The sequence below is a fragment of the Pseudomonas sp. TWP3-1 genome (assembly GCF_049896625.1).
Lineage (GTDB): Bacteria > Pseudomonadota > Gammaproteobacteria > Pseudomonadales > Pseudomonadaceae > Aquipseudomonas.
Map to the genome: position 1 here is coordinate 156,259 of NZ_JAFCUQ010000003.1, position 23,365 is coordinate 179,623.

Annotated in this window: 18 protein-coding genes and 4 pseudogenes; 10 read left to right on the forward strand and 12 right to left on the reverse strand. The window is 56.3% G+C overall.

Going from position 1 to position 23,365, the window contains the following annotated elements; all coding sequences use genetic code 11:
- Window positions 1-70 precede the first annotated feature (70 nt).
- The 3 genes from ACP7BN_RS05970 to ACP7BN_RS05980 all read left to right on the forward strand — a co-directional run bounded on the left by ACP7BN_RS05970 (window position 71) and on the right by ACP7BN_RS05980 (window position 3,338).
- Entirely contained in the window at window positions 71-1,447 is a 1,377-nt protein-coding gene (locus ACP7BN_RS05970) for an L-serine ammonia-lyase (RefSeq protein ID WP_426202444.1), read from the forward strand.
- Between the two features lie 63 nt (window positions 1,448-1,510).
- Window positions 1,511-2,812 (forward strand): HAAAP family serine/threonine permease, encoded by a 1,302-nt coding sequence (locus ACP7BN_RS05975; RefSeq protein ID WP_426202445.1) that lies wholly within the window; start codon window positions 1,511-1,513, stop codon window positions 2,810-2,812.
- A 208-nt stretch (window positions 2,813-3,020) separates the two neighbouring features.
- A complete protein-coding gene (locus tag ACP7BN_RS05980) occupies window positions 3,021-3,338 on the forward strand; it encodes a DUF3509 domain-containing protein (protein WP_426202448.1) in 318 nt (105 codons plus the stop codon).
- Here the strand turns inward: ACP7BN_RS05980 and ACP7BN_RS05985 are convergent.
- A pseudogene (locus ACP7BN_RS05985) lies at window positions 3,335-3,598 on the reverse strand (phosphate-starvation-inducible protein PsiE); the annotation flags it as partial. The gene ACP7BN_RS05980 and the pseudogene ACP7BN_RS05985 sit on opposite strands and share 4 nt — an antisense overlap.
- 221 nt (window positions 3,599-3,819) lie before the next feature.
- Here ACP7BN_RS05985 and ACP7BN_RS05990 point away from each other — a divergent pair.
- Both ACP7BN_RS05990 and ACP7BN_RS05995 read left to right on the forward strand, forming a co-directional pair.
- Window positions 3,820-4,676, forward strand: a pseudogene (locus tag ACP7BN_RS05990) (DUF3800 domain-containing protein).
- Window positions 4,677-4,708: 32 nt separating this feature from the next.
- Complete coding sequence (locus ACP7BN_RS05995; RefSeq protein ID WP_426202450.1) at window positions 4,709-5,653, forward strand: hypothetical protein; 945 nt, start codon at window positions 4,709-4,711, stop codon at window positions 5,651-5,653.
- Between the two features lie 189 nt (window positions 5,654-5,842).
- On the opposite strand, the gene ACP7BN_RS06000 is transcribed toward ACP7BN_RS05995, so the two are convergent.
- The gene (locus tag ACP7BN_RS06000) at window positions 5,843-6,418 is read right to left on the reverse strand and encodes a hypothetical protein (RefSeq protein WP_426202453.1); all 576 of its coding nucleotides are present in this window, start codon (window positions 6,416-6,418) and stop codon (window positions 5,843-5,845) included.
- Here ACP7BN_RS06000 and ACP7BN_RS06005 point away from each other — a divergent pair.
- Complete coding sequence (locus tag ACP7BN_RS06005; RefSeq protein ID WP_426202454.1) at window positions 6,417-7,373, forward strand: hypothetical protein; 957 nt, start codon at window positions 6,417-6,419, stop codon at window positions 7,371-7,373. The genes ACP7BN_RS06000 and ACP7BN_RS06005 overlap by 2 nt on opposite strands.
- Window positions 7,374-7,375: 2 nt before the next feature.
- Window positions 7,376-7,822 carry an adenylyltransferase/cytidyltransferase family protein gene (locus tag ACP7BN_RS06010; RefSeq protein ID WP_426202456.1) on the forward strand — a complete coding sequence of 149 codons (447 nt, stop codon included), beginning with the start codon at window positions 7,376-7,378 and terminating at the stop codon, window positions 7,820-7,822.
- 170 nt (window positions 7,823-7,992) lie between these two features.
- Here ACP7BN_RS06010 and ACP7BN_RS06015 read toward each other — a convergent pair whose 3' ends face one another.
- Both ACP7BN_RS06015 and ACP7BN_RS06020 read right to left on the reverse strand, forming a co-directional pair.
- Window positions 7,993-8,445 carry a phosphate-starvation-inducible protein PsiE gene (locus ACP7BN_RS06015; protein ID WP_426202458.1) on the reverse strand — a complete coding sequence of 151 codons (453 nt, stop codon included), beginning with the start codon at window positions 8,443-8,445 and terminating at the stop codon, window positions 7,993-7,995.
- Between the two features lie 126 nt (window positions 8,446-8,571).
- Window positions 8,572-8,814, reverse strand: a pseudogene (locus ACP7BN_RS06020) (phosphate-starvation-inducible PsiE family protein); the annotation flags it as partial.
- A gap of 289 nt (window positions 8,815-9,103) precedes the next feature.
- On the opposite strand from ACP7BN_RS06020, the pseudogene ACP7BN_RS06025 reads away from it, so the two are divergent.
- Window positions 9,104-9,343, forward strand: a pseudogene (locus tag ACP7BN_RS06025) (YebG family protein); the annotation flags it as partial.
- Between the two features lie 164 nt (window positions 9,344-9,507).
- Here the strand turns inward: ACP7BN_RS06025 and ACP7BN_RS06030 are convergent.
- A complete protein-coding gene (locus ACP7BN_RS06030) occupies window positions 9,508-10,527 on the reverse strand; it encodes a Glu/Leu/Phe/Val dehydrogenase dimerization domain-containing protein (RefSeq protein WP_420647679.1) in 1,020 nt (339 codons plus the stop codon).
- A 185-nt stretch (window positions 10,528-10,712) separates the two neighbouring features.
- Between ACP7BN_RS06030 and ACP7BN_RS06035 the strand changes: the two genes are divergently transcribed.
- Window positions 10,713-11,516 carry a SirB1 family protein gene (locus ACP7BN_RS06035; protein ID WP_426202461.1) on the forward strand — a complete coding sequence of 268 codons (804 nt, stop codon included), beginning with the start codon at window positions 10,713-10,715 and terminating at the stop codon, window positions 11,514-11,516.
- On the opposite strand, the gene ACP7BN_RS06040 is transcribed toward ACP7BN_RS06035, so the two are convergent.
- From ACP7BN_RS06040 to hmgA, 4 genes are all read right to left on the reverse strand, one after another.
- Window positions 11,440-12,837, reverse strand: coding sequence for an MFS transporter (locus ACP7BN_RS06040; RefSeq protein ID WP_426202463.1), 1,398 nt, complete (start codon window positions 12,835-12,837; stop codon window positions 11,440-11,442). The genes ACP7BN_RS06035 and ACP7BN_RS06040 overlap by 77 nt on opposite strands.
- Window positions 12,838-12,925: 88 nt before the next feature.
- Window positions 12,926-13,561, reverse strand: a complete 636-nt coding sequence (gene maiA / locus ACP7BN_RS06045; protein ID WP_420647676.1) for a maleylacetoacetate isomerase — start codon at window positions 13,559-13,561, stop codon at window positions 12,926-12,928.
- 12 nt (window positions 13,562-13,573) lie between these two features.
- Complete coding sequence (fahA, locus tag ACP7BN_RS06050) at window positions 13,574-14,878, reverse strand: fumarylacetoacetase (protein WP_426202465.1); 1,305 nt, start codon at window positions 14,876-14,878, stop codon at window positions 13,574-13,576.
- A 3-nt stretch (window positions 14,879-14,881) separates the two neighbouring features.
- Window positions 14,882-16,174 carry a homogentisate 1,2-dioxygenase gene (hmgA, locus tag ACP7BN_RS06055; protein ID WP_426202467.1) on the reverse strand — a complete coding sequence of 431 codons (1,293 nt, stop codon included), beginning with the start codon at window positions 16,172-16,174 and terminating at the stop codon, window positions 14,882-14,884.
- A 163-nt stretch (window positions 16,175-16,337) separates the two neighbouring features.
- On the opposite strand from hmgA, the gene ACP7BN_RS06060 reads away from it, so the two are divergent.
- Complete coding sequence (locus ACP7BN_RS06060; protein WP_420647673.1) at window positions 16,338-17,135, forward strand: IclR family transcriptional regulator; 798 nt, start codon at window positions 16,338-16,340, stop codon at window positions 17,133-17,135.
- Window positions 17,136-17,149: 14 nt separating this feature from the next.
- On the opposite strand, the gene ACP7BN_RS06065 is transcribed toward ACP7BN_RS06060, so the two are convergent.
- From ACP7BN_RS06065 to ACP7BN_RS06075, 3 genes are all read right to left on the reverse strand, one after another.
- Window positions 17,150-19,705 carry a LuxR C-terminal-related transcriptional regulator gene (locus tag ACP7BN_RS06065; RefSeq protein WP_426202469.1) on the reverse strand — a complete coding sequence of 852 codons (2,556 nt, stop codon included), beginning with the start codon at window positions 19,703-19,705 and terminating at the stop codon, window positions 17,150-17,152.
- Between the two features lie 139 nt (window positions 19,706-19,844).
- Window positions 19,845-21,212, reverse strand: a complete 1,368-nt coding sequence (locus ACP7BN_RS06070; RefSeq protein ID WP_426202471.1) for a DUF1329 domain-containing protein — start codon at window positions 21,210-21,212, stop codon at window positions 19,845-19,847.
- 23 nt (window positions 21,213-21,235) lie between these two features.
- Complete coding sequence (locus tag ACP7BN_RS06075; protein ID WP_426202473.1) at window positions 21,236-23,029, reverse strand: DUF1302 domain-containing protein; 1,794 nt, start codon at window positions 23,027-23,029, stop codon at window positions 21,236-21,238.
- Window positions 23,030-23,365: the final 336 nt, after the last annotated feature.

The window sequence follows — 23,365 nt, forward strand, 5'->3', positions numbered from 1 at the left end:
ATCGCCGACATTGCGCTTGTCCTACAAAAAATGGCAGCGATTCCCACACCATTGCTTGTAAGGCTTTAGCATGGCTATCAGTGTTTTCGATCTATTCAAAGTCGGCATCGGTCCGTCCAGTTCCCACACCGTCGGCCCGATGCGCGCCGCCGCGACCTTCGCCCAAGCCCTGATTGATCAGCATTTGCTGCTCGATGTGCAGCGTGTGGAAATCCGTTTGTACGGTTCGCTGTCCGCCACTGGCGTCGGTCACGCCACTGACCGCGCCTGTGTGATGGGCCTGATGGGCGAATGGCCGGACAGCATTGATCCGACGACCATCGACCCACGCATTCAGCAACTGCGCGAATCGGGGCAATTGTCCCTCGCCGGCCAGCGCTCGATTGCTTTCGACTGGAACACTGATCTGCTGCTGCTCGACGAGAGCCTGCCCTATCACCCTAACGCCATGTCGCTGACAGCCTTCGGCGCATCCGCGCAATTGTTCGAGCAGACGTACTACTCGGTTGGCGGCGGTTTCATCATCGAAGCGGCTGAAGCCGAATCCGGCGAAGCACCGGCCGGCGATGTGATGCTGCCGTTCGATTTTTCCAGCGCTGCCGAACTGCTCTCGCTGTGCAACCAACACAACCTGCGTGTTTCCGAATTGATGATGGCCAACGAACGTGCCTGGCGCAGTGACGCCGAAATCCGTCAGGGCCTGTTGCACATCTGGTCGGTGATGCGCGAATGCGTCGAAAAGGGCATGCGCCACGAAGGCATCCTGCCCGGCGGTCTGAATGTTCCGCGCCGGGCGGCGAAACTGCACCGCAGCCTGTTGGAAATCGGCAAACCGAACGTGATCAGCTCAACGCTGTCCGCGATGGAGTGGGTCAACCTGTTCGCCCTCGCCGTCAACGAAGAAAACGCGGCGGGCGGGCGCATGGTCACCGCGCCGACCAACGGTGCAGCCGGAATCATTCCGGCGGTTCTGCACTACTACATGAAATTCAATCCGGAAGCGTCGGACGATGATGTAGTCGCATTCTTTTTGGCTGCGGCCGCTGTCGGCATTCTGTGTAAGAAAAATGCCTCGATCTCTGGCGCCGAGGTCGGCTGCCAGGGTGAAGTGGGTTCTGCCTGCGCCATGGCCGCCGCCGGTCTGGCCGAGATTCTCGGTGCTACCCCCGAGCAACTGGAAAACGCCGCCGAAATCGGACTTGAACACAACCTCGGCCTGACCTGCGACCCGGTCGGTGGCCTAGTGCAAGTGCCCTGCATCGAGCGCAACGCGATTGCGGCGGTGAAGGCGATCAACGCCACACAAATGGCCCTGCGCGGCGACGGCAAGCACTTCATTTCCCTCGACCGGGTGATCCGCACCATGCGCGATACCGGCGCCGACATGCATGACAAATACAAAGAGACTTCACGGGGCGGCCTGGCCGTGAGCTGGGTGGAGTGCTGAGGAGCATTCCCTGACCGCCCGTAACACGTGAGCCCGAGCAAGAATAATAACGAGGCCAAAACGATGACCGATGTACGTACACCTGCTGCCGAAAATCCCGCTGTAGACCGCACAAGCAAAAGCGCAATCGCCCACAAGGGCTGGAGCAAATTCGACACCACCTGGATGCTTGGCCTGTACGGCACGGCGATTGGCGCGGGCACTTTGTTCCTGCCAATCAATGCCGGTGTCGGCGGCTTCTGGCCGCTGCTGATACTCGCGGTGCTCGCGTTCCCCATGACGTTTTTCGCGCACCGTGGCCTGACCCGCTTCGTACTGTCCGGGCGCTCTGGTGACATCACTGAAGTGGTCGAAGAACACTTCGGTATCGGTGCCGGCAAACTGATCACGCTGCTGTACTTCTTCGCGATCTTCCCGATCCTGCTGGTGTACAGCGTGGCGCTGACCAACACCCTGAGCAGTTTCCTCGAACACCAATTGCACATCGCCCCGCCACCGCGCGCGGTACTGTCGCTGGGGCTGATTCTCGGTCTGATGGCCATCGTGCGTTGCGGTCAGCAAGTCATCGTCAAAGCCATGAGCGTGCTGGTCTATCCGTTCGTCGCTGCGCTGCTATTGCTGGGCCTGAGCCTGATTCCGAACTGGAACGGCGCGTTCTTTGCCAGCGCTCAAGAGCCGATGCAGATGTCGGTGCTGTTCAAGACTCTGTGGCTGGCGATCCCGGTGATGGTGTTCTCGTTCAACCACTCGCCGATCATCTCGGCGTTCGCCGTCGATCAAAAACAGCGCTATGGCGATCAGGCCGAACGCAAAAGCAGCGGCATCCTCGCGATGGCCCACGGCATGATGGTCGTGACCGTGATGTTCTTCTGCTTCAGTTGCGTACTCGCACTGTCGCCGGCAGATTTGGCAGCGGCCAAAGCGCAGAACATCTCGATCCTGTCGTACCTCGCCAACCACTTCCAGACGCCGGTAATCGCTTACGCTGCGCCGTTGATTGCGCTGGTGGCGATCACCAAATCCTTCCTTGGCCACTACATCGGCGCCAGCGAAGGCTTTCAGGGCCTGATCGTGAAAAGCCTGCGCGGCCGTGGCCGAGTCATGTCGGCGAGCTGGCTGAACCGCGCCACCGCGCTGTTCATGATCCTCAGCTGCTGGGCCGTGGCGACCTTTAACCCAAGCATCCTCGGCATGATCGAAACGCTCGGCGGGCCGGTGATCGCCTGCCTGTTGTTCCTGATGCCGATGTACGCCATCCGGCGCGTGCCAGCCTTGCGCCAGTATTCGGGCCAGGCGTCGAACGTGTTTGTGGTGTTGATCGGCCTGATTGCACTGTCAGCGATCATCTACTCATTCCTGCCCTGAAACGGGCCGTAAATGAACAAGGCGAGCACTGGGCTCGCCTTGTTTTTGTCCGGGTTCATTGTCCGGGATTTTTCCCGGCATGCCCCTTGCTACGCCCTTAACCGCGATATTGGCGATATGGCCACGGAATGGCCGGTGGTCTGGATGGGCGAACCAACCCGAGCACGGCCGGTCAACAACTGCACGTTCAATCAGGCGGTGACGCATCATGGACAACCCCTTTCAGATCATTACCGATGCCTTCGCGCCGGACTATCAGATCAATCTGAGCATTCAGGGCCTGGACGGCAGCATCATGCTGACCCTGTCCAATAGCGGCCGCATCGTCGCGAAACGGATGATCAGCGCTGAACAGCGCAACGACCCAAAACGTTTGAAAATGCTGGTGCAAAGCATTCAGTTCGGCATCGCCATCGAGCAAGGCCACAGCGCCATGGCGATCCTCGAAGCCATGACCAGCGGCGACGGGCTGACCCCGCCACCGCCACAGATCAAAGGTCAGCCACGCCCGGTGGCCGGCCTTTAAATCTCGCCTTTTTCCACTTCCGGATGCTCACCGGAACCCGTACCGATCTTGCGTTGCGGGTGTTCGATCTTCACCGAAGGAAATTGTGACGAGGCGTAACGCACCACCAGAATCGAGAATGCCAGCAGCAGAATTCCACCGCACAGGTAGAGGATGCCCATATCTGGCGGGTTGTGGTGGGACACGTTGGAGATCAGCAGCCTCGTCAGCGCGGTGATCGCTACGTAGATGAGGAAACGCACGGGCATGTGGTTGGTCTTGACTGCGGGGTTTCCCTAATTTTCCCGAAAGAACGATTCTGGCCCTAAATTCCAAGCGCTCCCCTGGCCATTGTCAGAGCTTCATACTTTTTTAGTAACGCTCAAAATCACTGGCGCGCGCATCGCCCTCAAAGTAGCATCTAGCCACTATCTCGTATAAGACGGATATCAACGCCCAAAAGAAGAATTTATAGGGCGAAATAATTGCAGGGAGCAAATCTATGCATTTCTTCTATCCAGATAAAAGCGGCGATACTGGCACCAATCTACAGGATGCTCAGCACCCGATATTCGTATTGGCTGGTATGAGCGTTGCGGACAAGAAGTGGAACAATACACAAGAACGCCTGGACGCAATAATTTCAAATTATTTCAATAATGAAGTACCTCATAATTTTGAGATTCACTCTCATCAACTACTCTCGCCAAATGGTGAGGGCTTCTTTGAACACCACCCCATAGCAAACAGACTGCAACTGGTCAAAGACCTGCTCCAATTAATTGTAGAACTCGGGCATTATGCACATTATTACGCAATAGAAAAATCAAGCTTAATAGATGCTAACTGTCAATATCAGACAGTCTATGATACCTGCCACCCTTATCTACTATCGTTTGACTACCTAATCACCTACATGAACTGGCACATCAAAAAAATCTTGGCCAATCTGCGCGCGGGATGATAGTCATGGATGAAAAAGAAGAACACCATAGTAGTGTAGAAAAAATAATACAGAATCGCCGCTTTGAAGTCCCTGCAAACCAAAAGATTAAATGGATTGTCGAATTTAGTTACCCTATCGATTCGCGTAAAAATCCGATGATTCAGTTATCTGACCTAATTGCACTATGCGTTCGTAGATTCATGGAGATCGAGAAAGGATACAAACCTGGCATTCCCCTGCCCGTCAAAAATTTCTATGCTGAATGCTTTGATATTATTGACTCCAGAGTAAAAGGGCGTCGAGTAATTGAGCGTAATGGACGAAATTTAAATAAGCTGAACGAACACATCACTAACATGCAATGCAAGGCCAGGGCGAAATGGCGAAGATCATATGGACTACAGCGCGCATAACTCAACCAAGATAACGATCATTTAGGCGTCGCATGAGCAATCTAGATAAGTTTGAAATGCATTACTATCTGGCAGATCACTCTCACCAAATCGATGCAGTATTGAGAAACAGGTGCGAGACTGAAATTCTCGCGATAATTTTAGAGATATCCGATGCATTAGGCTTCAACATAGAGATCGTTTCCGAAGTATCGAAAGAGGGAGGCTTCAGGGAATTCTGGAAAATTATACAAGACAATTCTATATCTATAACACTAGTACTCATGCTGGCTCAAACTCTGATCACCGCAGCACCACTAATGTTAAAATCCGAAAAAGAAGAGTTAGAAAAACAGCTGATTCGACTCCAGATAGAGGAGAGTCAGCATAATCTTGAATCTCTAAAAAAAGAAGCTAAAACGAACAGCCAATCGCCTACCACCTTAAAAAAAGCAGTCTCCGCACTCTCAAAAAACCTAAAAATAATTAAGAGAAAATCAAACTTCTACGAGCTTCTAGCCAACCACAACAAAATCACACAAATAGGCGTCAACCTACTAAGTAGCGAATCTATCCTGAACGCTGATGAGACGATAGTAATACGCGAAAGATTCAAAGACTTCATCCTTAGCAGCAACAAACTGGAAGCCCAAGAGACCGAGGCAACCATAGAGATCATATCACCAGTACTGAGAGAAGGAAATTACAAATGGAAAGGTGTATACAATAAACAACCTATAAGTTTCCATATGCTAGATGTAAAGTTTAAAGACTCCGTAATACTGGACAATATCGCATTTCAACATGGCACATATATAACCTGCATCCTGCGAACCAGTCGAGAGCTTGATGAAATAGGCGATATTAAAATAACAGGGTTTGCGGTTACGACGGTCATCGAAAATATCGATGCATCATCTACAAACATAACGTCGCAGGGTAGAGAGTACCGGCAAGCTAAAAAATTTATCGACGGGCAAGGGAAGTTATTTACTTGAACTCTCATGTTGACTTTTACTAGCGACACAATATGGAAGAGTAAACCTCATTGTATTCACCCCCAAAAAATTCGTGTTGAATATCAAATGTAAATACGCCGCAAAAGGAAACCCAAATGGTAGGATTTCACAAACTTTGACAGGCATCAAAATATTACCTTTACTCCCCAAAAACCACATAGATCCACCTCAACAACTAACCTTAAAGCTTTTAGAATCCAGTATCTCACTACATTTTATACAACTCAGGTCACTTACACTGCAGACGGTTACATTCGGATAGCTGGACTCCAATATAAGCTCACGCTGAACTGCACTCTTAATGTAAACATTATGGATCAAAACTTTAGCTCCAAGTTGCGCCAAAACCGCTTCTGTAACTATCCTATCATCTAGTCTAATATCTCGCCTTTTTTTTAGTGTCAGATCCCTTCGTCCGAAAAGCCCGAGTTTATTTTGCTCAATAAACTCAACCCTTGCATTGTTGTACTTAGAAAGCCCAGCAGCGCTAGTCAGGTCAAGAACCTTATCCCTTGGCACGCTTATGAGACTTCTAACAACAGCAAAACCTAGATGAAACTTATTTCTGGCCCATTCGGCAGCATTCTCTCGTGGGCAAGAAATTCCATCCACAAAAAAATAAACACCCGTCCCCAACCAATCCTCTGGACTGGGAACTACTTGATAAGTAGAATTCACTATTGATCCTGCACCTTCGACTGAGGTGCCATGAAACCCTTCCAGAACCACTTCAGAACTAACCATGAAAAACAAAAACCTTTTGCTGTATATATTAACTGGGAGCCTTAGCAGACTGATTAAATATTACACAAGCAGATGCCAGTATGGAAGAGCTGCATTTGCTTTAATCGGTGCATCGGCAGTGGTCAGCTCTGCGTCTCTTATCGACCTAGGAATTAAGCTAGTAGATACTGCGGACACTAACAGGACGACACCCATACAAACCTGCGGTATAACGGGCTCGGACACGCTAAACTTCCTCCTGTCGATTGTAATGCTATTGCTTGCCGTGCACTTCATTAAGAAATCAACTCAAAACAAAAAACAAGCACTTGAGGAAGGGAAGCTTATCTTTGACAAAAATTCGGGCGAGATCGCCACAATTAAAAACTCGCGAATTCATGCCTATTGTGGCAGCGTTACGCAAATTTCAAATATTAGCTTAGTGGTTACCTCTGAAAACACGGACCTTAACTTAGGCTCACTAACTGGAACTTCCGTATCAGGGCGAATTAGAAATCTAGCTGCTACCCGATCTCCTGCTGGAGATGTAACACACGATAATTTAGAAAAATTCATAAGGGAATGGAAAGAAAGCAACAATAGATTTGATAACTTTCAGCTAGGAACTTGCATTGAGTGCGACTCCCCGTACGAGGCAAGATCCCGCGGCATTGAAACTATAATCTTCGCCGTCGCCATCAAGAAAAACTCCAATGGAGTTGCAACAATTGATGAAACAGCAATAAATAACATCGTACACAAAACCATCGACACAGCAATCAATAAAGATATAAAAAGCTTATTCATACCAATTTTTGGATTAGGCAGCGGCAATACTAGCCAATCCGCCATACAAATCACTTCGTCCGCAGTGAAGGCAAAACTTGACACTATCGAGCATAGTCTAGACATATATCTCGGAGTTTATCGAATTTCCGATCTAGCAGAACTATGCATGCAGGTTTCAAAAGCATAACAATGATAATCCTACCTACCGATCTTGCAAGTATAAGACATCGAAACCCCCTTATAAAAATTGGATATACCTCGGGGGTCTTCGACTTGTTTCACCGGGGACATATAAACTATCTAAACCACTGCAAATCACATTGCGAAATCCTTATCATAGGGGTAGACGCCGATGACTTAGTTTCAGCTAGAAAAGGCACACATAGACCTATTCAATGTGCAGCTATCAGGATGAACAGCGTTGCTGAGCATAGCCACTACGCGTTCATAAAAAGCTCCCCATCTGAGTTTTACACACAGCAGTTCAATCCAAATTTTTACTTTTTCTCCGAGGACAACTTTATCCCACCACAAAAATTGATAAGCATATCTAAAGACTCAAAATACGAAGGTGCTTACTTCATCCCGTACACCAGAGACACATCTACCACTAAAATCTTAGACACCCTATCTTGAATACTTACAAACTGGTTAACTCCGTTCCCCGCTAGCTCCTCATCTCCCTAGAAACCCGAAAGCACCCTAAAAGCATTTTAAATAAGCATTACGAGCAGTCAGTTAACAACCCTCGCAATGCTCACAATGCTCAATCCAGCAGGCAAACAACCGTAACTTTCCAGTGCGCCTCAGCTTTCAATTTTTTCTTTAACTGAGGGATACTTTGATGATGAGAATCGAACCACCAAGATTGAAAATGCAAGCAAAAGAACTCCGCCACAAACGTAAATAATCCCCATATCTGGTGACTTGTGATGAGATACATCGCTAATTAACAAGCGAATCAATGCAGTGACACCAATGTAAAGCAAAAACCGCAACGGCATATGATTAGTTTTAAAATAAATCCCAACCATTGCGCCTAATTCGAGATAGATGAATAGTAGCAAAATATCATCTACGGCAATATATTCTTGCCCAAGCATTCCGATGAAAGCCTTAATAGCTGCAAAGGCGGTGATCGCCCCTATGCCAAACAATGCTAAATAGTGAAACCCCTCGACGGCGAGGTTTCCCAAGCTGTTAGCACTGGCATGTAGTCTCAACCTCATGCGATCTGCCCAATTTCGACCGTCTGTCATAACCAGCTTCCCCTGATTCAAATTGCAATAAAACTGTAAAAGCGGATTTTACGCCGTAATACTCTGATTTTTCTGAGTTTTTGACGAAGCAAAAAAACCAAAAATAATGTTAGAAATGTGGACCTTCGTCTTGAAGTAAATCCCGACCATCGCTCCGAGTTCCAGATAAATGAACAGCAACAGAATGTCATCGATCTTGATGTGCCCTTCTTCGAGCATCCCGAGAAACTCGACCACTGCCGCATAGGCGGTCACCGCACCGATAGCGAACAGCGCCAGATAGTGAAAGGTCTCGACGAACAGGTTGCCCAGCGACTCCGCAAGTTGATGCACGTTTTGCCGCAGTCTCTCGGCCCAGTTGATTTTCACGATGATGTTTCCTTAGCCCGATGCGAGCGGATGATGCAGGTTGGACGTGACGGTTTTCTGCACGCGATTGTGTTCATGCAGAAATAAGGCCACGCATCATGGCGACCCGCCATAAAACCTGCGCCGTGGCGTTTGGTCGCACCTCGCCAGCAATTGCGGGCTGACAAAGCCCAAATCCGGTCTACATTAAAAAGCCACTACCCAAAGCGCAGGGATTCGCTTATCCTTTTCGCTGTATATAGATACAGTAGTCGCTAAGACAACTTAATGAAGGCATGTGAGGTGGTGAATGGCCGTCGAAGTGGTATACCGCAGCAGCCGAGATCTGGAGCGCTTGTTCATGGATAAAGCCGAAGCTGACCGTCATGACAAAATGCTCGAACTCGCCGAATTGCTGGCTGAAGTGCTGGAAAAAGCCGTTCCGTCGTTGAGTGAGCAGCAAGTGGAAGAAGTCGGGATCTTCATGGCGAAGAACCGCGATGTGTTCGCCAGAGCGTTCAAGAGCCAGCCCGATGCGTTGTCGGAGCTGATCAATGCACCGGTCGAAGCGGTTGAAGTGGCAGATGCTGCTGAACCGGCTGAATCGAGCAAACCGGCCAAGGCACCCAAGGCTGCGAAGTAATCGATGCCCGAATTGAACAGGCCCTGAGTCGCGCGACTCAGGGCCTTTTTAATGCCCGCAACATTAAAAGATCAGCGATACAGGACTTTCTCCGCCAACTCATCCGCCACCCGCGCCGGCGAACGTTTTTCCGCCTGCGCATGGGCAAACACTTCGGTCAGCCGCGAGCTTATCTTCGACAGATGCGCGGTGATGGTGCCCAGCTCCTCGCCGCGATGTTTGAGCGAAACGTAAATCAAGCCACCGGCATTGATCACATAATCCGGCGCATACAGAATGCCGCGCCGCTCGAGTTGATCGGCGACGTCCAGATGCGTCAGCTGATTGTTTGCCGACCCGGCCACCGCCGAACAGCGCAATTGCGTGACCGTGTGGCTGTTGAGTACTCCGCCCAGACCGCAGGGCGCGAGGATATCGCACGGTGTGCTGAGTAAAGCGTCATTGGCGATCGGATGCGCGTTGAGTTGCTCCATCGCCAGTTGCACCTTGCCGTGGTCGATATCGCTGACCAGCAACTCGGCCCCGGCAGCATGCAGCTGTTCGGCCAGCGCAAATCCGACATTGCCCAAGCCCTGAATCGCCACGCGCAAGCCTTCGAGATTGTCACTGCCAAGGCGCGCCATCGCCGTGGCGCGAATGCCGGCGAATACGCCCATTGCCGCGTGCGGAGCGGGGTCGCCGGCAGAGGTGGTGCTGGTGACATGTTGAGTTTGCTGCGCGATGCAATCCATGTCCGCTACTGAAGTGCCGCTGTCGATCGCGGTGATGTAGCGCCCGTCGAGTTGATCGATGCAGCGCCCGAACGCTTCGAACAGCGCGGCGCGGTTCTCCACATGCGCCGGACGCACGATCACCGCGACACCGCCACCTTGTTCCAGACCGGCCAGCGCGGCTTTGTAACTCATGCCTTGGGCCAGACGAATGGCGTCCTCGACTGCGGACTCGTCATTCGGATAGGCAAGGTAACGGCATCCGCCAAGGGCTGGCCCGAGGCGACTGTTATGGATGGCAATGACCGCCTTCAACCCGGAAACCGGGTCAACGCTGAGGTGCAGCGAATCCAGGCGAGTGCTTTGCATGAGAGCGAACATCGGCAGGCTCCCGAATCACTTCTGGTAAGTCGCCAGTATAGGCTTGCGCCTGAAAATTGCTGGAGCGCACCGGAATAAGCAGCCCCCACTATCAGAGCGTTGCGGCATATCCCGTCGGCGGTGCCGCGCAGCACTGGACGAATGCCTGAGACGGGGCTAAAACGAGGCATTCCCCGGAGATTTCGATGAGTCCGCGCCAACGTTTTTTCGAGTGCCTGCACCGTTCACCGCCCGCGCTGTTCGAAGCGGCGCTGTGGCTGGCTGCCGAGCACTCCAGAGACGTTGATCCCGAGGCGTTGCTGCAAGACTTCAAGGAGTTGCAGCAAAAGGTCAGCTATGGCTTGCCGATGTTGCCGGTCAATGAACTGGCCCAGCCGTTGTTACGGCGCATGAACGATCTGGGATTTGCCCAGGATGACTTCACGCCATTGCGCCCACAGGCCGCTTTGCTACACAAGGTGTTGCAGACCCGGCGCGGTCAGCCACTGACTCTCGCGCTGATTGCGCTGGAACTGGCGCGAGGTCTGGAAATCCCCTTGGTCGGCGTGAACTTCCCCGGACACTTCCTGCTGCGGGTGCCCGGCGCCGATCACTTGCTCGACCCGTGCGGTGGACGGCGCTTGTACCCCAACGATTGCCGGGAACTGCTGCAACGCCAATACGGCCATCACCTGCAGCTCAACGCCGAACATCTGCTGGCTGCGACGCCGTCGCAGATGCTCCAGCGTCTGTCCCGCAACCTGCGCCACTTGCATCTGACCCATGACGATTACATCGCGGCGTTGATCGACGCCGAACGCGTACTGGAAATGGGCAACGGCAACGCTGCCGATTACCTGGCGCGCGCCAGTCTGTATCAACGGCTCGACTGCCCGAACGCCGAGCGCTTCGATCTGGAACACGCGTTGCTGCTCAGTGACGACCCGATTCAGCGGCTGCGGCTGACTGAACGCCTGGGGCATCTGCCGCCAAATTCAGTGGTGCATTGAGCGTTGTCTCTGCGGGCGAACGCACCTGAATAATCAGCAACGCCGCAATCACCGCCGGGATCGCGCAGAAGAAGAAAATCTGCTCGACCGGAATGTGCATCGCCAGCAGCAAGCTGCCAAAGAGCGGCCCGAGAATCGAGCCGAAGCGCCCTACTCCCAGCGCCCAGCCAGTACCCGTGGCACGCACATGGGCCGGATAAAAGTTGCTGGCAAAGGCATTCAGCGTCAGTTGCCCACCGATGATGCAGAACCCGGCGGCGAACACGCAGGCCACCAGATAGCGCGGATTATCGTGATTGAGTCCGAGCAGAATCGTGCACAGCGCAGCGCCGGCCAGCACGCCCGAGAGCAAACGCACTTTGCGCTTCAGGCGGTCGGCAAACCAGGCCATGCAGATCGCACCCAGGGTGCCGGCGAACAGGAACATCGAGGTCACCAGATTGGCTTCGTTGAGCTTCAAACCACTTTCCAGCAGCAGCGACGGCAACCAACTGATCATGAAATACAGCAGAATCAGGCTGACAAAGAACGTCGACCAGATCAGCAACGTCGGCCGCGCATAACCATTGCGGAACAACTCCACCACCGTCAGTTTGCTGCCCTGCTCGCGTTCGTTCTGTTCGACCGAGGCAACCGGCGGCTGCCAGTCCGGCAGCATGTGCGCGGTGACTTTGCGTAAGCGGGTATACGGCGGCGCATCACGCAGCAAGCGTGGCAGAGATTCCGGCAGCATCCACCAGAGAAACGGGAACAACAGCAACGGCGTGACGCCGCCAGCGAGGAACACCGCTTGCCAGCCGAACTGGTCGATAAATCCAGCCGCGACAAAACCACCCGCCGCGCCGCCGAAGGAGAAACCGCATGCAGCCAGCGTCACCATCAGTGTGCGCAGGCGTGGCGGTGAATACTCGGACATCAAGGCCATGGCGCTGGGCATCGCGCCGCCCATGCCGATCCCGCAGATAAACCGCGCGACCATCAGCGAATTCAGCGAATTGGCGAACACCATGAGCACGGTCAGGCTGGCGTAGATCAGCACACAAGCGAGCAGAATCCGCCGCACGCCGAAGCGGTCGGCCAGCGGCGTGACAACCAGAGAACCAATGGTCAGCCCCAATAAGTTGGCACTGAATACCGGGCCGAATGCCGACTTCTCCAGACCCCAATCCTGCGCCAACGCAGGCACCACATAGCCGAGCACTTGCGCGTCGTAGCCGTCGGTGACCAGCAGCAAGGCCAGCAGAATCAACAGTAACCACTGATATCGGGACACAGGACGGGCGTCGAGTGCCGCCCGGAAGCTGGCAATCTGGTTATGCATCGCAAGGTACCTGCTTTGTTTTTATGATTTTTGTACGGCGGTGATCCTGTGGGAGCCGGGGGTTCCCACAGGTTTTTGCGGTGTGACGTTAAGGTGTATCTGGCTGATTCGCCGGGTGGGCCGTGATGAACGCCGGATGTTCCGCGGCCAGCGCAGCAACCCGACGAATCCGTGGATAAGCTTCGAGCGAAATATTGAAACGCTCCGCCGCATACAACTGCGGAATCAGATACACATCCGCCACGCACGGCCACTCGCCAAAGCAGAAACCGCTATCGCCGATCAACTGCTCGACCGTCGCCAAGCCTTGACTGATCCAGTGCCCGATCCACTCCACCACCTGCGGCTCGTCATGCCCCGACTGACGCAGGCGATTGAGCACGCTGACGTTGTGCAGCGGATGCACATCGCAACCGATCACCGCCGCCACACCGCGCACCTGCGCGCGCGCGACCAGATCGACCGGCAGCAGCGGCACCTGTGGATAACGTTCTTCCAGGTATTCGATGATTGCCGGCGACTGAATCAGCAACGCGCCCTCTTCCGTGCGCAGCGCCGGCACCCGGCCCTGCGGATTGATCGCCAGATACGCCGGTTGCCGATGTTCGCCACCGGTTGGCGCGATCAGATTGACCGGCAGCGCCTGGTAATCCAGGCCCTTCAGCGCCAACGCGATGCGCACCCGGTACGACGAGGTCGATCGGTAGTAAGTGTAGAGATCCATGACCCGCTCCCCTTACCGCGCCGCGAGCACTTTGCCGCGGCACTCGCCGAAGCCGATGGAGGCAAATCCGTCACGGGCGCAACGCGCGCGCAGGATGATTTCGTCGCCGTCTTCAAGGAATTTACGCACTTCGCCGGAAGCCAGTTCGATCGGCTTTTTACCGCCCTCGGTGATTTCCAGCAGGCTGCCGAACTGACCGTTTTGCGGCCCGGACAAAGTGCCCGAACCAAACAGATCACCGGCTTGCAACTGGCAACCGTTAACGCTGTGATGCGCGACCATTTGCGCGACAGTCCAGTACATGTAGCGGGTGTTGCTCAGGGTCAGGCGATGCGCCGGCAGATTCTGTTCACGCATGGTTTCGGTGAGCAGCAGCACTTCCAGTTCGATGTCGAACGCGCCGCCCTCCTGATCGCGCTTGTCGAACAAGTACGGTAGCGGCTGCGGATCACCTTCCGGACGCGCCGGTTGTGCCGCGCGGAATGGCTGCAGCGCTTCGGCAGTCACCACCCACGGCGAAACGCTGGTGATGAAGCTTTTCGACAAGAACGGACCCAGCGGCTGGTATTCCCAGGCCTGGATATCACGCGCCGACCAGTCGTTAAGCAGACAGAAACCGGCGATGTGTTCGGCCGCATCACCGATGGCAATCGAATCGCCCATCTCGTTGCCCTGACCGATCCAGATCCCCAGCTCCAGCTCATAGTCCAGCCGCGCACACGGGCCGAAAACCGGCTCGCTAGCACCGGCCGGCAGGGTCTGGCCTTTCGGGCGACGCACATCGGTGCCGGACGGGCGAACGGTGGACGCGCGACCGTGATACCCGATCGGTACGTGTTTGTAGTTCGGCAGCAGCGGGTTATCCGGGCGGAACAGTTTGCCCACGTTCTGCGCATGTTCGATACCGACGTAGAAGTCGGTGTAATCGCTGATGCGCGCGGGCAAATGCATCTGGCAATCAACCGCCAGCGGCAGCAGTTTTGCGCCTTGCGCTTCGATGGTGCCGCGATGGATGCTGCCTTCGCTGAACAGTTCCAGCAGACGCTCGCGCAGAGCAACACGCGCTTCGCGACCGAGATCGAAGAATGCATTCAACTGGCCGCCACGGGTGGCTTCGACTGCAGTGCGCGCAGCACCGTCGAACAAACCGGCCTCAAGTGCAACTTGCAGATCGAACACCTGGTCGCCGATGGCCACACCGCTGCGCGGCTCGCCGCCATCAATGCTGAACACGCCCAGCGGCAGGTTCTGCAAAGGGAAATCGGCGTGATCGTTGGCCGAAGCAACCCAGCTGCGGGTGATGGAATTCTGAGTCATGGGTTATCTCCGGGTCGGGTCGAACGTGGCGGGCAACGTTGCCCAGCAGGCGTCGTAACTGGATTGCAGTTGTGGGCAGTCGAGGGCAAAACGGCTCGGGCGTAGCACCTGGCTGGTCTCGAACATGAAGGCCATGGTGTTATCGATCTTGGCGGGTTTCAGCTCGGCGTTGATCGCTTTGGTGCAGGTCTCGCCGTCCGGGCCGTGGGCGCTCATGCAGCTGTGCAGCGAAGCGCCGCCGGGCACAAAACCTTCGGCCTTGGCGTCGTATTCGCCCTGGATCAGGCCCATGAATTCGTTCATCAGGTTGCGGTGGAACCAAGGTGGACGGAAGGTGTTCTCGGCCACCATCCAGCGCGGCGGGAAGATCACGAAGTCGAGGTTGGCCAGACCATGCACGCTGGTCGGCGAAGTCAGTACGGTGAAGATCGACGGATCCGGGTGATCGAAACTCACCGTGCCGATGGTGTTGAAGCGGCGCAGATCGTATTTGTACGGCACGTTATTGCCATGCCAGGCGACCACGTTCAGCGGCGAATGATTGAGTTCGGTGCCCCATAGCTGGCCGAGGAATTTCTGCACCAGCGTGGTCGGCTGCTGCAGGTTTTCGTAAGCGGCAACCGGGGTCAGGAAATCGCGCGGATTAGCCAGACCGTTGCTGCCGATCGGCCCCAGATCCGGCAGGCGTAAAGGCGCGCCATGGTTCTCGGCGATGTAGCCGCGCGCTTGCGCATCGAGCAATTCAACGCGGAATTTCAGACCGCGCGGCAGCACGGCGATTTCCAGCGGTTCGACTTCCAGCACGCCGAGCTCAGTGGCAATGCGCAGCCGCCCCATCTGCGGCACCAGCAGCATTTCGCCGTCGGCGTTGAAGAACACCCGCTCCATCGAACGGTTGGCGCAGTAGTTGTAGATGCTGATGCCGGACGGCTTATCCGCGCCGGAATTGGCCGCCATGCTGACCAGTCCATCGATGAAATCGGTCGGCTCTGCCGGGATCTCCAGCGGATTCCAGCGCAGGCGATTGGGGGTCACTTCACCCAACGGCCCGCCGGCCAGTTGCCGCTCCAGTTTGACGAATGCCGGGTGATTGGCCGATGGCTGAATCCGGTACATCCAGGTGCGCCGCGATTCGCTGCGGGGCATGGTGAACGCGGTGCCGGAGAACAGTTCGGTGTACAGACCGTACGGGGCTTTTTGCGGAGAGTTCTGGCCGACCGGCAGTGCGCCGGGCAGCGCTTCAGAGCTGAATTCGTTGCCGAAGCCGGACTGATAGACCGTTGAATCGGAGTTCATGGAGCCTCCTGAACAGGGAGTCGGCATGGCCGAACGCTCTGGAGCAGAGGTCTTGGCACGCCGGGGTTATTTTTATCGTAATTCGATTACGCATAACGTAATTTGCTCGCTATCCAGCGTCAAGCTATAAAGACGTCCATTCGTTCCGGGACACGGCAGCACCATGGAAAAAACCAGCGACAGCAACGGCAAACAGAAAGTGCGCTCGGCCGAAGTCGGCACCGACATCCTCAAGGCTTTGGCCGAGTTGTCACCCTCGACTTCGCTGTCGCGTCTGGCCGAACACGTGCAGATGCCCGCGAGCAAAGTGCATCGCTATCTACAGGCGTTGATCGCCAGCGGTTTCGCCGAACAGAACGCCGCTACCAACCATTACGGTCTGGGTCGTGAAGCTCTGCGCGTGGGCCTGGCCGCACTCAACAGTATGGACGTGCTGAAAGTCGCCGCCCTGCCCCTGTCCGAATTGCGCGACGAACTCAACGAGACCTGCTTCCTCGCGGTGTGGGGCAATCAAGGTGCGACCGTGGTGCACATCGAACCGGCGGTGCGCGCGGTCACTGTCGTTACGCAACTGGGGTCGGTGCTGCCGCTGCTCAGTTCATCGACCGGTCTGGTGTTCAGCGCTTTTCTGCCGCATCGGGAAACCGATGAACTACGTGAACGGGAAGTCGCCGTGGGCGCGCATCCGCTGGCCGACGAACAGGTCTACATAAACTTGTGCGAACAGATCCGCGAACGCGGTCTGCATCATGTGCACGGTTTGCTGATGCCGGGGGTGGATGCCTTGTCGGCGCCAGTGTTCAACGCGGTCGGTCAGGTGGCTGCGGTGTTGACCATCGTTGGCCCGACTTCGCTGTTTCATGCCGACGAAAACGGCCCGGCGGCGCAGCGGTTATTGGCTGCGACGCAGGCCGTGAGCTGGCGGATGGGTTATCAACCTGCAAGCGAGGAGCAGAACTGATCGCCAGCGGTTGATCATCCACACAGGCCGAGCGACTTGGCTCTCGCCACAGCTTGTGTGCGACGCTCGACCCCCAGCTTGCCGTGAATGCGTCGGGCATGGGTCTTCACGGTATGCAACGAGATGAACAAGGTATCGGCAATCTGCTGATTGGAGTTGCCCCCGGCGATCAGCCGCAACACTTGCAGTTCGCGTTGACTGAGCGAATGCACCTGGGGCGTTGCAATAACATCCTCTACACCCGGCGATTGCCTCGCCGCCTCCATCAGTTGCGGCTGGCGCAAGCCCAACTCGTGCAAGAGTTGCGGCGCCTGCACACGTTCGACGCGACGACAGCCCTCATTCAGGGTCTCCAGCGCCTGTTGTTTGCGGCCATCGAGCCAGAGCACTTCGGCGCAGGCCAGTTGCAGTTCGGTGGCCAGCGCCTGCATGCCGCTGGCCTGCGCTTTTTCCATCAGCGAATGAAGCATTCTCAGGCCTTCATTCGCAGACATTTCGCCGCGAACGCTGCCGAGAATCAGCAAATACTCGAGTCGGGCAATCAAATCCAGTGTCGCCGGTGGCGCCTGTCGGGCGTCGGGCTTCTGATAATGCTTGAGCACCCGTCGCAATGCTTCGCACGCCAGCCCGGCGCGACCTTGTTGCAACCAGAAATGACTGCTGACCTGTAACAGCACGCCCCGGTAGACCGTGTCCGGAATCTGCCGCTGCTGCATCAGTCGTTCGGCATCGCGCAACCGCACGAAAGCCAAGGCAAAATCGCTGCGGTTGGCGGCGAGTTGCGCCTGTCCGAGGTAGCCGTACAGCACGCGCTTATCGTGGCTGCGCAGACAGTCGTCGAGCCCGGACTGAAAAAATTCAGCCGCGCGTTCCTGCTGGCCCATCGTCAACGCCAGACGTCCGCGTCGCAGGGCGATACGGCCGAGCAACGGCGTCGGTGGATCGGCCTGCTGGCACAGCAGCTCGTGGATGTTCGCCAACAACGCTTCGGCCCGCCCGGGTGTTCCGCGCTGTTCGAGCAATTGCGCATGATCGAGTTCCAGCAAGCCCTCGAACAGCAAGGAGCCCTGGGCGCGAGCCAGGCACAAGGCTTCGCGATTGATTGCCAGCGCCTGTTCCAACTCACCGCGAAGCAACGCCTGCTGGGTCTGTCCCGACAGACACAGCAACCGTGCGGGCCAGGCATCCGCTGCGAGTACCGTCAGGGCTTGCAGAAAATGCTCACCGGCCGACTGCATGCGGCCCTGCAAATGCAATAACCAGCCCTGCTGGGTCTGCCAGCGGGCAATCAACTGTTGTTGAAGGGTGGCCGATGGCTGCGGCAGAAACCGCGCAAAATGCTCGATCCAGATGCCGGCCTGCTCAAATCGTCCGGCAAACAACAGTGCGGCGGTCACCAGGCCGATCAGTTGCGGCGAGCCAAGCATCAGCGCTTCGCCCTGTTGTTCATGCAGTCGCAACAGGAGCACGACGGTGTGTTCCTCGAACAACTGCTCAAAACTGAAATGCTGCAACAGACTGATCGCCATTTCGTACTCTTCGGCCAGCAGCGCCTGTTCGAATGCCGATTTCCAGTCCTGCTCAGCAGAAAACCACTGACACGCCCGGCGATGCCAGGAACGTCCTGTTGCCCACTGCTCGTCGCGCATCAAGCGCGACAGCGGTGGGAAAATCTGCAGCCACTCGGTCGAGTCTCGCCACGGTTCGATGAAACAGCCAAGTGCTTGCAGCGTACGCAGCAATTGCGCGCCCTCCGAGGCGCCGAACAGGTGATCGCATAGCCCGGCATTGAAACGCGGCAAGTGCGCCAGCACCCGCCAGGCCTCCGCCAGTTCTGGCGTAAGCGAGCTGAACAATTCGTGATGCAGATAATCGAGCAACGTATCCACGCGCTGCTGCGGCAGACTTTTTTGCGACCAGTCACACTTTTGCAGCAGGGCCATGCGCACCCCCGCACACCAGCCATCCGTGCGCTGCATGATCCGCGCCGCCACGCTGTCGGCCTGCTCTGCCGGCAAATGCTGCAGCACCTGGATGATCTCGCTTCGGGTAAGCGCCAGCGCCGCCCCTTCGCACTCGTACAACTCATCGTCGAGTAGCAACCGCGGCCAATTGCATTGCGGGCGCCGACGCGAGCCTAGCCACCAGGTCAGTGCCGGACTACTGACCGCCAGCAAGCGATCCAGCAAGGCATCCACTGGCGCATCTGGCAGGCGAGAAAAATCATCGATGAACAACCAGGTTGGCACCGCCCAGCGCGCCAGTGATGCAAGCAGTCCAGCTTCATCCGTCTCGGGCAGACCCAGCGCAGATGCCAACTGCCGAGAGAATTCACTGGCGCTGATTGTCGCACCTGCCAGAGGCATCCAGTGCACCGTGCAATCCGGGGGTGCCTGCAACAGGCACTCGGTTAGCAATGCGGTTTTGCCGCTGCCGGGCGGGGCGCAAATCAGCCTGACCCGCGCCGACGATTCCAGCAGTGCAGCACTCAAACGCGGACGCGGCAAATGATGGGGAGAAAGCCTGGGGAAAAATCCTCGGCGATCCACAGTGGACTGCATGGCGGTCATCGGGTGCGCCTTTTTATCGTTGTGCGCTAACCCTAGTCCTCTGCCGGGCGCTTGTTGACGAGTATTCAGCGCGCTGATTGGCGCCCATAAAAAAGGCGACCGAGCGGTCGCCTCATGCACTACGTATGTATCAGAAGCCTTACCGAACGCCCTCGGCGCGCAGGGCTGACGGCGTGTAGTCGGCAGACTTGGCTTCGAAACCGAATTCGTAGCTGTGCTTCTCTTCGTTTTTCATACCCAGCGCGATGTAGCGACCGGCAATGATGTCGTAGAGCGCTTCGAGGGTGTAGGCCTGCGCCTGCTGATCGTAGTAATACTGGGCATGACCTTCTGCGACGCGCCAGAGTTGCCCGCGACCGTCGTAATGGTCGGCCAGCGCCACCTGCCAACTGTCTTCATCGATGTACATGTGACGCTTGGCGTAGATGTGCCGCTCGTTCGGTTTGACCGTACCGACTACTTCCCAGACGCGGTGCAGTTCATAACGAGTCAGATCCTGATTGATATGCCCGGCCTTGACGATGTCGTCGTACTTGAGCTTCGGCGAATCGAGCTTGTAGCTGTTGTAGGGAATGTACATTTCCTTCTTGCCGATCAACTTCCAGTCGTAGCGATCCGGCGCACCGGAGAACATGTCGAAGTTGTCCGAAGTGCGCAGGCCGTCGGCGGCGGTGCCCGGTCCGTCATAGGCCACTTGCGGCGCGCGACGCACCCGGCGCTGGCCGGCGTTGTAGATCCACGCCAGGCGCGGTTCTTTCACCTGATCGAGGGTTTCATGCACCAGCAGCACGTTGCCCGCCAGCCGCGCCGGCGCGGTTACCGACTGCTTGAAGAAGGTCAGGACGTTGGCGGCTTTTTCCGCATCGATATCCTTCATCAGTTGCGGCACGGCGATCTCTTCTTCGAAGCGGATCGGCGTGTAGCTGCCATTGGTCTGCGGGGTGACTTGCGTGATGATGCGTTTGACGTTGCCGCCGTGGTAACGGGTGATGTGGTTCCACAACACCTCGACGCCGTTCTTCGGAATCGGAAAAGCGTAGTAGCGATTGCCAGTGAAATTGGCCAGGCCGTTGCCGTCGTTGATCGTCGTGACATTGAGCGCACTGCGCTTGGCCGATTCGTAGATTTCCGCCGGCGCGGCCACGGTTCGATGGGTGGTGTAAACCGGAATCTTGTAGGTCTCTGGATAGCGTTTGAACATCGCCACCTGACCTTCGGACAGCTTGTTTTTGTACTTGTCGACATTGGCAGCGGTGATGGTGAACAACGGTTTTTCGCTGGCGAACGGGTCGCCGAGGAAGCCTTTACTGTCCACCGCTGCGGCGTTTCTCGCGATGCCGCCGGTCCACGCCGGAATCGAACCGTCGGCGTTGCCGGCCTTCTCGGCGCCCAGCGGAGTGAGGCTGGTGCCAAGTTTGTTGGCTTCATCCGGCGACACCGCCGCCATCACATTGGCGGCCAGCAAACTCAGGGCCAGCACGCCGCATTGCAGAATCAATTTGCGCATTGCTTTCATCCTTCTCGGGCAGATCAGAAGTTCACGCCGAAGCTCAGGGCCACGAAGTCACGATCTTCGAGGACGTTGTAGTCGCCACCGAAAAAGTCGGTGTAACTGAGGCTCGCGGTGTAGGTGTTGCGGTAATCGGCATCGACCCCGACGCTGATCGCCTTGGCGCCTTCGTTGAACAATCCGTTGGGGCCATAACCGGCGACATCGTGCGACCAGGACAGGTTGGGCTTGAGGTTGATCCCGCCGATCACGTTGGCGTAATCGAGAATGGCGCGGCCGCGATAGCCCCATGAAGTCGAGGTGACGAAACCGTCCCTGTCACCGCCGAAACCGTATTGGCCGTAGACCGAGTCGCGGCCGTAACGCAGCTTGTCGCGCGACTCCAGACCACCGACCCGCACCACCGCTGCCTCGCCGACCAGCGTCAGACGCTGAGCGCCGAGTACCTGATCAAAGAAGTGCGTGAGGGTGCTCTGGATCTGCGTGACTTCCTTGCGCCGGTAGCCCTTGTTGTCCGCCCCCGGGGTGGTGGCGATTGGCGAGGCAGCGCCGCCGGCAATCGGGTTGAGCAGCGACAGGGTCAGGTCGTTGGTGCTGAGCTGCACGGGCGCGTTGGGGCGGTAGCTGATCTCGCCGGTCCATGCGGTGCCGGTGGGCAATGTGGTGGAGAAACTGGCGCCGTAGAGACGAATGTCTTCCGGGTATTCGAGGTAGTACTGGCCGCGTCCGAGCATCACGCTTTGTGCCAGGCCCGAGCCGCTGCCGGGCGCCAGGCCGTTGGCTATCCCGACCATCGCCGGCAACGCTGCCAGTGTCGACAGCCCGGCGGTCGTCGTGCCGACAGTCGGCGTGCGGCTGTGGTAGTTCATGAAGTACAGGCCATATTCGGTGTCATCGCCGAGCCAGCGCAACGCCGTGCCCCACTGCCCGGAATCCCGCGCATCGCGGTCGCCACCACGCGGGATCACTACGCCTTCGCGAGTCACCTGAATGCCTTGACCGAAGGCCGTGGTCAACGGCACCAGCGGCGCAATCGCAGGGTTACCGACGGTGTAACCGCTGTTGCAGCCGTCCGCCGCCACATCGCCGCCAAAGAACGTCCCGCAGTTGTCGAGAACGGTCTGATCCCATTCCAGTTGATAGAAGCCCTCGACGGTAAGTTGATCGGTCAGCCCCTGCGAGGCGAACAACATGTTTACCGGGATCAGGCCTTCCTTGATCTCGGCACCCGGACGGCGGAACGCCGAGACGTCGATCGGGTTGATGCTGTTGATCGAGTTGCCGATGAAAGTACTTTCGCCCCAGCTCACCACCTGCTTGCCCGCGCGCACGGTGCCGGGCAGGTCGGCGATCGAATAATTGTGATAGACGAATGCATCGAGAATCTGCGCGCCGGAGGATTTGGCGCCTTCCTTGCGGCCCTGGTCGCTGATCTGCTTGAACTCGCGGTCTTCATCCTTGAGTTCGAAGTCGTACCAGTACTTGCCACGCACGAACACACCGGTGTCGCCGTACTTCAGTTCGAGGTCGTGGATGCCTTTGAAGATTTTCGAGAAGGTTTCGCCCTTCTTGAAGTTCAGGCGCCCGTCATCACCGGTCGAGGATTGCCCGGTACCGCCATTGACCGTGCCCACCAGAGACTTGTCGGCATCGCGCATGCCCCAACTCGCGCCGACCGACAGCGACGAATCGAACGTGCCTTCGATTTCGCCGATGTTGAAAGCGACCGCGTGCGCCTGGGCACAGCAACCCAAAGCCACCGCGGCGGCCAGCGCCTGCGGTGTGAAGATGGCGCGCATTGTTGTTTTTGTCATGCGTCTTCCCCGGTGAGTGACAGAAGGCCTCACCCTACTGCCCCGCGCCGGGGACGATAAGCGCACCAAGGAGGTATTCGTATTGTCGCTCGAAAGGATGAATACCCGCTCGAAACGGGGCTTTGCGCCGTCCATGAATCCGCTGGATGAACCATGATCAGTGCGGCGGATGATGAGCCCACTGTTACATGCCCCGTAACAGTGCATGTCCGCATTTGGGGTTTTTCCTTCAGACTCATACGCTTATTCTCACCCGGTGTTCACTGACGTTGATTTGTAGCTCCTTGATCCAACGTCTTATTTGGCCGCTGCGTTTGCAGCGGCCTTTTTTATGGC